At 44.3% G+C, this 12866-nt stretch carries 13 protein-coding genes; 1 reads left to right on the top strand and 12 read right to left on the bottom strand.

Translation table 11 applies throughout. The features are described 5' to 3' along the window. Positions 1-35: 35 nt before the first annotated feature. Both B5G00_RS04835 and B5G00_RS04825 read right to left on the bottom strand, forming a co-directional pair. Positions 36-2264, bottom strand: coding sequence for an alpha-galactosidase (locus B5G00_RS04835; protein ID WP_087269349.1), 2229 nt, complete (start codon positions 2262-2264; stop codon positions 36-38). Between the two features lie 626 nt (positions 2265-2890). Next, positions 2891-4171 carry a galactokinase gene (locus B5G00_RS04825; RefSeq protein WP_087269344.1) on the bottom strand — a complete coding sequence of 427 codons (1281 nt, stop codon included), beginning with the start codon at positions 4169-4171 and terminating at the stop codon, positions 2891-2893. Between the two features lie 124 nt (positions 4172-4295). Here B5G00_RS04825 and B5G00_RS04820 point away from each other — a divergent pair, with 124 nt between their 5' ends. Next, positions 4296-6071, top strand: a complete 1776-nt coding sequence (locus tag B5G00_RS04820) for a DUF885 domain-containing protein (protein ID WP_087269341.1) — start codon at positions 4296-4298, stop codon at positions 6069-6071. A 78-nt stretch (positions 6072-6149) separates the two neighbouring features. On the opposite strand, the gene B5G00_RS04815 is transcribed toward B5G00_RS04820, so the two are convergent. The 10 genes from B5G00_RS04815 to B5G00_RS04770 all read right to left on the bottom strand — a co-directional run bounded on the left by B5G00_RS04815 (position 6150) and on the right by B5G00_RS04770 (position 12858). Further along, a complete protein-coding gene (locus B5G00_RS04815) occupies positions 6150-6587 on the bottom strand; it encodes a MarR family winged helix-turn-helix transcriptional regulator (protein WP_087269338.1) in 438 nt (145 codons plus the stop codon). 343 nt (positions 6588-6930) lie between these two features. Then, positions 6931-7503 (bottom strand): PduL/EutD family phosphate acyltransferase, encoded by a 573-nt coding sequence (locus B5G00_RS04810; RefSeq protein WP_087269335.1) that lies wholly within the window; start codon positions 7501-7503, stop codon positions 6931-6933. Between the two features lie 181 nt (positions 7504-7684). Continuing rightward, complete coding sequence (locus B5G00_RS04805) at positions 7685-8332, bottom strand: hypothetical protein (protein WP_087269675.1); 648 nt, start codon at positions 8330-8332, stop codon at positions 7685-7687. Between the two features lie 133 nt (positions 8333-8465). Then, entirely contained in the window at positions 8466-8792 is a 327-nt protein-coding gene (hisE, locus tag B5G00_RS04800) for a phosphoribosyl-ATP diphosphatase (protein ID WP_191385956.1), read from the bottom strand. After that, positions 8789-9121 carry a phosphoribosyl-AMP cyclohydrolase gene (gene hisI, locus B5G00_RS04795; protein WP_087269333.1) on the bottom strand — a complete coding sequence of 111 codons (333 nt, stop codon included), beginning with the start codon at positions 9119-9121 and terminating at the stop codon, positions 8789-8791. The genes hisE and hisI overlap by 4 nt, the downstream gene beginning before the upstream one ends. A gap of 2 nt (positions 9122-9123) precedes the next feature. Beyond that, positions 9124-9885 carry an imidazole glycerol phosphate synthase subunit HisF gene (gene hisF, locus B5G00_RS04790; protein ID WP_087269330.1) on the bottom strand — a complete coding sequence of 254 codons (762 nt, stop codon included), beginning with the start codon at positions 9883-9885 and terminating at the stop codon, positions 9124-9126. Beyond that, entirely contained in the window at positions 9885-10604 is a 720-nt protein-coding gene (gene hisA, locus B5G00_RS04785) for a 1-(5-phosphoribosyl)-5-[(5-phosphoribosylamino)methylideneamino]imidazole-4-carboxamide isomerase (RefSeq protein WP_087269326.1), read from the bottom strand. The genes hisF and hisA overlap by 1 nt, the downstream gene beginning before the upstream one ends. After that, positions 10601-11206: an imidazole glycerol phosphate synthase subunit HisH gene (gene hisH, locus B5G00_RS04780; protein ID WP_087269323.1), complete on the bottom strand. Its 606-nt coding sequence runs from the start codon at positions 11204-11206 to the stop codon at positions 10601-10603. The genes hisA and hisH overlap by 4 nt, the downstream gene beginning before the upstream one ends. Further along, positions 11206-11784 (bottom strand): imidazoleglycerol-phosphate dehydratase HisB, encoded by a 579-nt coding sequence (hisB, locus tag B5G00_RS04775; RefSeq protein ID WP_087269320.1) that lies wholly within the window; start codon positions 11782-11784, stop codon positions 11206-11208. Before hisB ends, hisH begins: the two co-directional genes overlap by 1 nt. 21 nt (positions 11785-11805) lie before the next feature. Beyond that, positions 11806-12858, bottom strand: a complete 1053-nt coding sequence (locus tag B5G00_RS04770; RefSeq protein ID WP_087269317.1) for a pyridoxal phosphate-dependent aminotransferase — start codon at positions 12856-12858, stop codon at positions 11806-11808. Positions 12859-12866: the final 8 nt, after the last annotated feature.

The following is a 12866-nucleotide window of genomic DNA, read 5'->3' as shown; positions in this document are numbered from 1 at the left end:
CCGAGCACGCCGCAGAACAGGGCTTTTCATTTTTCTTAATTTACCTTCTTTATCACAAACAGCAGTGAGGCAAAATCTCCGCCTCTTCTGTTCAGTTCCATTCTGTCAATGGGAATTCCCCCATACATCAGCTCATCGCCATAAGCCTCATAGGTCTTTGCAGGTTCATCGACCAGGATCACCTGATACAGGCCGTCTTCCTGAAGTCCTTTTACTTTCAGCCGGAGCCAGGAAGCATTTACCTTGTTCAGTTTCTGATAAAACATGGCAACTGACTGTTTCTTATCCTGAGATACCACCTGCCATGCAGTATCATTTCCCTCAAAGGGACTTAACAGGCGGAAGAAATCCCCGTCAACCTGGATAAGCTCTCTGTACTCTTTCATAAATGCTACCTGTTTCTTCACCTCTTCCATTTCCTGGTCAGAAAGAAGATTCAGGTCCAATTCATATCCAAAGGTACCGAAATATGCAATATTGGCTCTTGTACTGATAGGAGTCTTTCTGAACACCTGATGATTAGGCACTGCAGACACATGAGAGCCCATAGCTACGATTGGATACACATAGGAAGTTCCGTACTGGATTTTTGTTCTCTCATTGGCATCTGTGTCATCACTGGTCCATGTCTGGGGAGCAAAGTACAGCATACCCGGGTCAAATCTGGCGCCGCCGCTGGCACAGGATTCAAAGAGAATCTCCGGGAATTCTTCAGTCAGACGAGTGTAAAGGTCATAGACTCCCAGGATGTATCTGTGCATAACCTCTCCCTGACGGGCTGGCTCTGCCCCTCTGCTGTAAGGTTCTGTCATGTACCGGTTCATGTCCCATTTGATATAGGAAATAGAGGACTCGCGGAGAATTTTTGCTATCATCTCATAGATATAGTCCACCACTTCTTTTCTGGAAAAGTCCAGGACATGCTGATGTCTGGCATGGGACTCAAATCTGCCGGGAGCTGCAACAAGCCAGTCTGGATGCTGACGATAAAGGTCGCTGTCCTTGTTTACCATTTCCAGCTCTACCCACAGTCCGAACTTTAATCCCATATCTTCTATTTTTCTGGACAATCCGGAAATTCCCTCAGGGAGTTTTTCCAGATTTGCATACCAGTCGCCCAGGCCTCTGTAATCATCATTTCTGACCCCGAACCATCCGTCATCCAGAACAAACAGTTCCACTCCGGCTTCCTTTGCCTTTTTGGCAATGTTCAGTATTTTTTCTTCATTAAAATCAAAATATGTGGCCTCCCAGTTATTTAAAAGGATAGGACGGGCTTTATCCCTCCATGTGCCTCTCATGAGGCGCTTCCTGTAAAGCCTGTGGTATGTCTGGCTCATTTTATTCAGTCCCTGGTCGCTGTACACCATGACAGTTTCAGGTGTCTGGAAGCTTTCTCCCTTCTGGAGCACCCAGGAAAAACTCTCTGGATGGATGCCTGCAGTAACTCTTGTCATATCAAAGGTAGACACTTCTGTCTGGATAAGGAAATTGCCGCTATATACGAAACTGAATCCGTAAACTTCCCCGTTGTATTCCCCTGCATCTGGTCTTTTCAGGGCCATAAATGGATTATGCTCTGCTCCGCCGCAGGTACCGTTCATGCCATATATAGACTGGATTCCCATCTCCAGTCTGCGGCTTTTTACATATCGCTCTCTTGCCCAGGCTCCGGAAAGCTGTACCATCTCAAAGTCCATATCCAAAAATTCCACACATGCGCTCATAGCTTTCTCCAGTACGATAGAGCTCTCTCCTTTGTGCAGAAATCTGGTATTTCTGGTGATTACCGGATAGTCTTTATAGATTGTATAAGACAGTACCATATCTGTATTGATTTTATCGTCATGGAGAGTAATCTCCAGAGTATCTCCTTCGCCGTCATCTTCTACATAAGTAGCCGGCAGAGGAGCCAGGGATGGTTTCCCCTTCAGGATCTTGTAATCTTTATAGACAAAATTTGTAATCCTGCTTCCATCCTCCTGACGAATGCACAGAGCAGGGCTCTTATAATCTCCCGTTCCATAAACAGGATATTCCTGTCTGGTATAATGCATAGACAGCAGTCCCGGTTCCGGAACACAGACGGACATCTGAGATCTCATAGTTTCTTCATGAAAATGAGAAAAGTCTTCTCTGTCCCGGAGAGCCTTCCCATAATACAGATTCTCCATCTGCCCGTTTTCCATAATTCCAATGATATAGCTTACTTCATCGTTAAACAGGTGAAACTCTTTAGCTTGTTCATGATAAATAATCGGCATAACGTCCTCCTTTGTTCATTTCATTCCTTGATTTCTGTGTCCTATTATATCCTCCCCTTTTGAAAGATTCTATCTCATTTGTTTTTTTTAATTGTTGATTTGTTGCATACTCATGCGATATTATTGTAAACCATTATTTTCAGATAATTTGTTTAATTTTTGTCTGGTTTTGTCAAATTCTTCCTGCTTCAGACCAATATTTGATTTCAAAAATGTCAACCCTTTTTCCACTTTTTTCTTCAAAAAATCCCATTTTATAACAACTTCACAAAACCTATGTTCTTTATTTCATTATGTAAATCAAAGAAATCCACAGTGATTTTTGTGGACAATGTGGATAACTCGGTGTATAACTCCACTTTCTCAAGGTTTTCCACTATTTTCAATGTGTATAACTTTGAGGATAAAATGTGGGAAACTTCCCAGCCTTCGACAATCTTTGTATATATTTTACAATCGTGAATATTCTGAAAATTTAAAGGTAAATTTCTGAACTTTTCCAAGGAATTCTGTCCTCGACAACATATAAATCCAGGCCTCACAATTATGTAAATTTAAAAATGCTGCATGTGACCACAGCTTCTGTCATCACATACAGCATCTTTTTGTTGCTTTTTGCCCTTTTATTAGATTACTTTAATTCCACCCAGCTGACGTACTTTCAGAACATGGCAGGAATCCTTTCCGAAGATATGGTCAATTTTCTTCCTGTATTCTTCCACATAACTGTTTTCTACAAATACCTGGATTGTTCCTGCAAAGCCCCCTCCGTGAACACGGCTGACACCATGATTCTGAAGAATGCTTTCACTGGCTCCCAGAGCAACAGACATAGCCTGGTTCTGCTCATCTCTGTTTATGTAAATATTCTGAAGATATTTGAAAGAAGAATTTCCTGACTCCTTCACCAGCTCCAGAAATCTTCTGAAGTCTCCCTGTTCCAGAGCTTCCACCTGTTTTTCCACTCGCTTTTCTTCCTCGAAGAAGTGCAGGGCACGAAGCACCGGACGGTCTCCCAGGATACTTCTCAGGCCTGGAATCTGCTCAAAGAATTCCTGCTCGTCCACTTCTCTGAGGACTTTTTTCTTAAAGAAGGCTGCAACTTTCTTCATCTCTTCCGGAATCTTTGCATAGTCATCTGTCAGATTCGCATGTGAAGCTTTGGTGTCTACAATACAGAGACTGTACTGGTAAGCCTGGAAATCAGAAGGTACTTTTTTTACTGACGGTGTCTGTGGGTCCTGGAAATCAATATGGATCAGTCCTCCTACTGCACTGGCCATCTGGTCCATCAGGCCGCAGGGTTTGCCGAAATATACATTTTCCGCATACTGACCGGCTTTGGCGATTTCCACCGGGTCAATCTCCATATTATTGAAAAGCCCTGAAAGAATCGTTCCTACAATTACCTCAAAAGCTGCTGAAGACGACAGTCCCGCTCCAATCAGCACGTCACTGGTAATATAGGCCTGAAAGCCGCCTATTTTATATCCCTTTTCTGTAAGAGCAGCCGCAGCGCCACGGATAAGAGCTGTTGTGGTGCCCTCTTCTTCATATTTTTCTTCAAGGTCTCTGGTGTCTACTTCTACCATGTCGTAACCTTCTGATACAAGCTGGATCACAGGGGAGTCCACTGGACTGACCACTGCAACAGCATCCAGATTAATAGACGTTGCCAGCACCATACCATGCTGATGATCTGTATGGTTTCCTCCTACTTCACTTCTTCCCGGAGCGCTGTAAATCTCCACCTGTTTTTCACCAAACAGCTCTTCAAATTTTTCTACAGCCTGTGCGTATCTGGCATTCTGCCTCTTGGCTTCGGAATCATCCTGATAGATCTCCCGGAAAAGTTCTTCATAATTTCCCTGTAAAAGTTCCTCTTTTAATATTCTGGAGTCCTTCATCTTTTTCCCTCCTGTTTTTCTGCATTATCGTATTTATCATAGCATATTTTTCCAAGAAAATATACATACCCTTTTTCTTTTTTCATAAACTGTAAAGAAGTATCCCTTTTATGAGGAAATACCCTTGAAAAAAATTTTATCTCTGAAGCGAAAGTATTTCATCTGCGCAGCAGCCCTTCTACTGGTATCCGGCGCAGCTTTCTTTTTCCTGAAAACCTGCCTTCCCTCTTCTGAAAATAAGGAGTTTGAAAGCTACATAGAAGATATTTTCCAGCAGGAAATGAAAACAAATACCCTGAATCTTCACTATACCCTGGCCTATCCGGAGGATTACGGCATCGATGAATACCAGGTCACTCTGGGAACCATGGAGCCGGATGCTCTGGAAAAAAATCAGAAAGAGGCAGAAAAACTCCAAAGAGAATTAGAAAAATTTGATCTCTCCCAGCTTTCGGAAGAAAATCAGATTATCTACGACATCCTTTCCCTTGAATTTTCCTCCCAGCTTTCTCTGGGCAGTTCCTATCTTCTCCAGGAACCCCTTGGGCCAAATCTGGGCATCCAGGCCCAGCTTCCCATACTTCTGGCAGAATATACCTTCCGCACTTCTTCAGATATCAAGGATTATTTTTCTCTTCTGGCAGATATTCCGGAATACTTCCAGAGTATCCTGGAATTTGAAGAAAAGAAGGCTGAAGAAGGGCTGTTTATGAGTGATGTCAGTGCAGACAGAATCATTCAGCAGTGCCAGAGCTTTATGGAAACAGGTACAGAGAATTACCTGTATTCCATGTTCAATCAAAGAGTAGAGGAACTCTTAAACTCCAGGAGGATTTCCCGGCACCAGGCAGACTCTTTTATTGAAATGCATGACAAACTCATGGACCAGTTTGTTTTTCCTGCTTATCTCTCCCTCTCCCAAGGACTGGAAGAACTGAAAGGAAGGGGAAAAAACACCGGCGGTCTGGCTTATCTGGACGGTGGAAAAGATTATTATAAATATTTGGTTCAGAGTACGGTAGGAGACTACCGCTCCTTAGATGAAATCCTCCAAAGCCTCCTTCTCCAGCTTCAGGAAGATTACAGCAAAGTTCAGGAACTTCTTACAGAAAATCCTGCGATTATCTCCAGCGCATACAGTCTTCCCTCCTCTGGTCTTTCCCCAGAGCAGATGCTGGATTATCTCCAGCATATTTTCACAGATGACTTTCCTGAGCTGGAAGTAAAGGAATATGAGGTGAAATATGTACCGGAATCCATGGAAGAATTTTCAAGTCCTGCTTTTTACCTGACTCCCCCCATGGATACCCTTACGCCTAATACCATCTATATCAATCAGTCCAGTCAGGTATCTCAGGCAGAACTTTTTACCACCCTGGCCCATGAGGGTTTTCCCGGACATTTATATCAGACCGTATATTTTGCCGGCCAGGATCATCATCCTATACGGGAACTTTTAAGCTGCAGCGGCTATATAGAAGGATGGGCCACTTATGTAGAATCTCTGGCCTATGGCTATGCCTCTCCTTTCCTTGCTATTGACCAGGATATCATGGATTTTCTATGTCTGAATCGTTCCATCAGCCTATGCCTTTACTCCATTTTAGATCTGGGCATTCATTATCAGGGCTGGAACATGGATACCACAGCCGATACCCTGGCAGTATTCGGAATTACAGACCAGGAGACCTGCCAGGAAATTTTCCAGTACATCATAGAAAATCCCGCCAACTACCTGAAATACTATCTGGGATATCTGAATTTTATTTCCTTAAAAGATACTGTCCAGACGGAAACAGGCAGCAGCTTTAATCTGAAAGAATTTCACAAAAACCTTCTGGATATCGGTCCGGCTCCCTTTCCCGTTGTAGAAAAATATCTTCTTGCAGAATATAAATAAGGTGCTGAAAAAGCCGTTCTGGAAAGGCTGTCTTCTCTATCGCCTTTCCCAAACGGCTTTTTCTTCTCATTTTTATGCTCATCTGTAAGAGTCAAAAAAAGTTCTCAGATTCATCAATGCTTTTACCAGGACTTCCTGCTGCTCTTCATTCAGGTCCTTCAGCACAGCCTGTATCATCCCATCGTGGAATTTCATATGATGGGCATTGGCTTTCTTACCTTTCTCTGTCAGGGAAATAAGGACTACACGCCGGTCCTCCTCACTTCTTTCCCTGTGTACATACCCCTTCTTCACCAGACTATTAATAGCAATGGTAAGAGTTCCCACTGTAACCGACATGATCTTTGCCACAGAAGACATATTCTTGGGTTCTCTCTCTCCAATCGCTTCAATAATATGCATATCATTAACAGAAATATCTTTGAACTCTGAAGTAATCAGTGCCTTGCTCTCTATATCCAGGATTTCCTGGAAAAGTTTCACAAGGATGTCATGCAGCACTTCATAATTACTCATGCCATCACTCCTTCCAGCCATTTCCCCACGCTTTTCATTGATGGTTTTATTATATCCGATTCAAGTATCAATTACAATCAAATTTTTTGATAATCAAAATATTTTTATTCTATGACGTTAGCTCGTGAATCAAAATCAAGAATATTTATACATCTTATTGCTCAGTCTGTGCCGCTTTGAGCCTATAGTCTCAAAGCTATGCTCGACAAATTCGCATAAAATGTATAAATATTCCGGACATATGACTAATGCAACAACGCCATAGAAAAAAACAGGGAGCCCTCTTACTTTACATAAGAAGTTCCCTGTTTTCCTAAATATAAAGGTCAGCCGCCTCTATAAATTATTTCACGATCATTTCACCGTAGCATTCTTTTCCAGGAGCCAGAGCATTAGACTCATCTGTGTCAATATGAGCTGCTGTAGCGTAAGATGCGCTTACACGTACAACTACGTCTCCAAATGTTAAAGAACGTCCGTTAGGAGATTCGATTTCAAGGCTTACGATCTGTTTGTCCTTTACGCCTGCTGCTTCAGCATCTTCTGGTGTCATATGCACATGACGTTTTGCAGCGATAACGCCTTCTGTCAGCTCTACTTCTCCTGCAGGGCCAACCAGCTTACATGCGCCGGAACCAGCAATGTCGCCAGACTCACGGATAGGAGCTGTAACGCCAAGACTTCTTGCATCAGTAAGAGAAACCTCTACCTGTGTATCTTTTCTTACAGGACCCAGAACAGACATTTTCTGGCTTCCCTTTGTTCCTACTACCTCTACCTTTTCTTCACAGGCAAACTGTCCCGGCTGGCTTAACATTTTTTTCACTGTCAGTTCATGGCCTTTGCCGAACAGAATTTCCAGATGCTCCTGTGATAAATGTACGTGTCTTGCAGATGTTTCTACTAATACTTTCATTTTGAAATCCTCCACTTGATAATTGTAAATAATCATTCATTACCTATAATTATAGCTTTTTCCATAAGCTTGTCAACGCATATAGGGGGATTTCTTCCTTGGTTTTTTGCATTTTTCAGGATACATGGTGCTCTGATATTTCTGCCTGAGAGCAGAAAAACCAGAAGTCCCGCTGCCCTTTTCAGTCAGCTCCCGCTTCTGGTTCTTTCTCTTTTTCATTTTCTGTAAATTTGTTTTTCAGATACTGATACTCTTCCACAATACCTCTGGTAATCTCGTCTTCCTCCTGTTCATCATCAGGATGATAGATCCGAAGCAGAGCGAAATATCTTTTATCCAGCTCTTCCACTGTCTTCAGTCCCTTGAAATAACGGCCTCCTGCCTCGCTTTCCTCCGTGTCTTTTCCTTTGTATCCGCCGTCAAATGTGGACCACTGAAAATCTGGTCTTTTGTAAAAGGCCTTCCAGTTCTTAAAATTTCCCATATAAAACCGCCATATCCAGCTGCAGGCTGCCTCCAGGACTACCATTACCAGACCTACGCCGGCAACAGGAACATAAATCAGGCCTCCTGCCACACAGATTGTCAGAACAATAGCAGCAACGCCAGGGCCGTTTCCCTGAATCTGAAGGAAAATTTCCATCAATGCTGCCAAAGATACTACTACTGAGGATAGTATGCAAACAAAAGAAACCACGGTTCCGGAAATTTTTAGAAAGTACTGTACACAGCGAATCAGAATAAAAGCTGCTGCCAGAGGAATCGCAAGAATCACCTTTAAAATGATCAGTAAAATCTTTAGTATACGTCTGCCGTCAATCTTCTCCATCTTTTTACCTGCATTTCTAAAAACATTCATAATCCGCCCTACAGGGCGATTTTCTCTACAGGATTAGTTTACCATATCTGGCATGATTTTCACAGGACAAATTTTTAACAAAATAATTTTCTTGATTCAAATCTCAGGTATTGTGATCACTTACATGAAATTTTTTCAGATTTCCGATTTTCTGCCGTCTCTCTGCCAGGATTTTTTCCACATCTTCCAGAGGGATGCCAGACTCCACCATCATAACAAGGAGATGATAGATAAGATCGCAGATTTCATTTGCCGTATCTTCATTTTTCCCGTTTTTTGCTGCGATAATAACTTCACTGCACTCCTCGCCACATTTTTTCAAGATTTTGTCCAGCCCCTGTTCAAAAAGATAGCAGGTATAGGATCCTTCTCTTTTTTCTTCTTTTCTTTCCTGGACTACCTGATACAGCCCTTCCATAACATCCATCATTTTTTCTCTTCCTCCCATAATTCTCTGAAAAAGCAGCTGTGAGCTCCGGTATGGCAGGCCGCCCCTGTCTGGATCACTGTAACCAGCAGCGTATCCTCATCGCAGTCACCTTTTATGTCAATCACCTTCTGGACATGGCCGGATGTAGCCCCTTTATTCCACAGCTCTTGTCTGGAACGGCTGTAAAACCAGGTGTAGCCGGTTTCCAGAGTTTTCTTCAGACTCTCCCGGTTCATATAAGCCAGCATCAACACTTCTCCCGTATCCTTTTCCTGAATAATAGCCGGGAGAAGCTCACTTTTCTTAAAATAATTTTCCATATCTATCATGTTCAATTCCTTCTCACAGGGATATCCTGCTCTCTCAAATGTTCTTTTACCTGCTCTACAGTCAGTTCCCGGAAATGGAACAGGGAAGCCGCCAGAGCCGCATCTGCTCCGGTTTTCTCAAAAACCTCTGAAAAATGTTCCAGCTTTCCGCAGCCGCCGCTGGCGATCACGGGAATCGAAACCCGGTCACAGACTGCCTGGGTCAGTTCCAGGTCAAAGCCATCCCGGCATCCATCTGTATCCATAGAGGTCAGCAGAATCTCTCCTGCTCCCAGTTCCTGGCACCTTTTCGCCCATTCCAGAGCATCCAGTCCCGTATCTTTTCTTCCGCCATGGACCACCACACGAAAGACGCCATCTTCATCTCTTCTGGCATCAATGGCTGCTACCACACACTGACTTCCAAAGATTTTTGCCGCATCAGCAATAAGCTGCGGGTTCTTTACCGCCGCAGAGTTTACAGAAACCTTGTCTGCACCTGCCCGAAGGATTTCCCGGAAATCGTCCACTGTGCGGATTCCTCCCCCTACAGTAAGGGGAACAAACACATGCTGGGCAGTTTTTCTGACCACATCGGTCATGGTCTTTCTTCCCTCATGAGTAGCAGTAATATCCAGAAAGCAGATTTCGTCTGCTCCCTGTTTGTCATATTCTATAGCGCACTCCACTGGGTCTCCTACTTCTTTTATCCCCACAAAGTTTACACCTTTTACTACTTTTCCGTCCCTGACATCCAGGCAGGGAATGATTCTTTTGGCCAGCATCAGAATTCACCTGCCTTCTCAATGGCTTCTTTCAGGTTAATAGCGCCGGAATAAATGGATTTTCCACAGATACAGCCATACAGCCCCAGTTTCGCACAGTTTTCAATATCTTCTATAGACCGGACTCCGCCGCTGGCGATAACCCGGCAGGACACCGCATCATTTAACTGTTCCAGATGATCCAGGTTTACCCCGGTAAGGGTTCCGTCTCTGGAAATATCCGTGTAGATCAAAGTCTTAACTCCCATCTGTTCCATAGCCATAGCCAGCTCCAGGTAGCATACGGCACTGGTCTCCATCCAGCCTTCTGTGGCCACCATGCCGTCTCTGGCATCAATTCCCACGGCAATCTTATCTCCGAATTCTTTCACCGCCTCTGCCACCAGTCCGGGATTTTTCACTGCCGCAGAACCCAGGATTATCCTGGAAATTCCCTCTTCCAGGTAGGATTCTATGGTCTTCATATCTCTGATCCCGCCGCCCAGCTCTGTATTCATGCCGGTTTCTTTGGCAATCCTCAGGAAAATATCCCGGTTTACCGGATAGGCGTCTTTGGCGCCGTTTAAATCAACCATATGTACCCACTTGGCCCCTTCACGGGCAAACTTCCTGGCTGTTTCAAAAGGATCTTCCGCTACTTTCTGGGCTGTGCCGTAGTCACCTTTAAGCAAACGGACACAGGTCTTATCTTTAATATCAATTGCAGGTAATACTATCATACTCTCACCAGCCTTGCAAAATTTTCTAACATTCTGAGTCCCGTCTTTCCGCTTTTCTCCGGATGAAACTGAGCTCCGTAAACCATTCCCCGGTGCACTAAAGCCGGGATCTTTTCTCCATATACTGTATAGCAGGATATATTTTCATCTGCTGTGTCTGCCCGGAAGGAGTGGACAAAATATACATAAGGATTTTTCTCCATATCTTCGGTCATCGCACAGGGATTCAGCACCTGCAGGTCGTTCCAGCCCATATGGGGGATTTTCAGCCCCTTAGCCTCAATCTGGATTACCTGTCCGGGTATCAGTCCCAGGCCCTTCGTCTCTTTAAACTCGCAGCTCTTTTCAAAAAGAAGCTGCATGCCCAGACAGATTCCCAGAAGAGGTTTCTTTAAGGCCTCCCTGGAAATTACTTCTGCCAGTCCCTTTTTCTCCAGCATCTCCATAGCGTCAGGGAAGGCTCCCACCCCGGGAAGGATCAGCCCATCCGCTTTTTCAATTTCTTCTCTGTCACCTGTGACACAGTTTTCCACACCCAGATAGTCCAGAGCATTTTTTACGCTGAACAGATTCCCTGCTCCATAATCTATGATTCCTATCATCACAACACTCCCTTTGAAGAAAGCACGCCTTTGTCTGTCTCTGTTACCGCTTCCCTCAGGGCATGGGCAAAGGCTTTAAATATGGCTTCTATTTTATGATGGTCATTTTCTCCATACAACACTTTCAGATGAAGAGTAATCCCCGCCTGGAAAGCCAGAGCCCGGAAAAATTCTTTGACCATGCAGCAGTCCAGAGTTCCCACAGAAGGATTCTCAAAGCTGGCGTCAAAGACCAGAAAGGCTCTTCCGCTGACATCCAGGGCACAAAATCCAAGGGCTTCGTCCATAGGTATGTAGAAGCTGCCGTATCTCCGGATGCCCCCTTTATCCTTCAGGGCTTCCTTTAAAGCCATTCCAAGAACAATCCCCAGATCTTCAATGCTGTGGTGACAGTCTACCTCCAGATCTCCCTTCATGGCAAGTTCAATGTCAAAACCGCCATGGACACACAAAGCCTGCATCATATGGTCAAAAAATCCCACGCCGCAGCTCCCCTTATAGACTCCCTCTCCATCCAGGTCCCAGCTCAGGGATATCTGGGTCTCCCGGGTATTCCGCTGTATCTTTCCCACTCTCACGGCACTCCACTCCTTTCTTCTCTATGCAAGCAGTCTGTCTAAGGCCTGGACCAGTTCCTGGTTTTCTGCCCTGGATCCGGCAGATATACGCAGATAACCCTTCATGTTCCGGATAGAGATGCCTTCTTTTTTCAGGGCTTCATAGATTTCGCTGCTCCGGTCTGTTTTTATATACAGAAAATTGGTAGCTGTAGGGTACAGCTTCTGGATATCCTGTTTTTTCTCTGCCAGAACTTTCATAGCCTGATAAAGTTCCTGGGCAGAGGCCTTTATCTGAGTGGTACAGTTCTCTAAGTACTCTTTATGCCCCAGAATCACAGAGCCCACAGCCTGAGTCATGGAATTTACATTATAAGGCGCCTTCAAAGTTTTCAGGATATTTGTTATTCTGGCATTTGCCCCAGCGAATCCCAGGCGGATAGCCGCCATTCCAAAGGCCTTGGAACAGGTCTTCAGTACGATCAGATTCTCATAGTTTTCAATCTCATCCAGTACAGAGCCCTCTGAGAATTCCATGTAGGCTTCATCCACCACTACCATGGCATCTACGGCGCCTACAATCTTCAGGATATCTTCTCTGCTCATGGTCACCGCTGTGGGATTGCAGGGATTTGAAAATACCAGAAGCTTAGCATTGCACTGAGCCGCTTTTTCGATAATTTCTTCTGGGGTCACTTCCATATTTTCATCTTTGTTCAGAGCTTCTGCTCTGGCCCCCACCATACGGGTATAAAAAGTATACATACTGAAATCCGGAAGGATGGTCAGCATACAGTCTCCCTCTCCCAGAAAATTTGGAACTATAATGGAGATCAGCTCGTCTGAACCATTTCCTGCTGTGAGCAGTTCCGGCTTAACATGAAACAGCTCTCCGAATTTTCGGCACAGTTCTGTAGCATTGGGATCCGGATAGCGGTTAAACTCCACTTCAGAAACCGCCTTCAGGATTTCCTGTTTTATATTTTCCGGCATTTCCAAAAAGCTTTCATTAGCATCCAGCCGCACCCGGTAAATCTCTGTCACCGGGTCATATTTTGGCAGATTCTTCAGCTTTTCAGGCAATTCATAGCTCATGGGACTAT

It is taken from the genome of Blautia sp. An46 (assembly GCF_002161645.1).
Taxonomy (GTDB): Bacteria; Bacillota; Clostridia; order Lachnospirales; family Lachnospiraceae; genus Blautia; species Blautia ornithocaccae.
The sequence above is the reverse complement of the archived record's forward strand: the minus strand, read 5'-3'. Positions and strand labels throughout refer to the sequence as shown.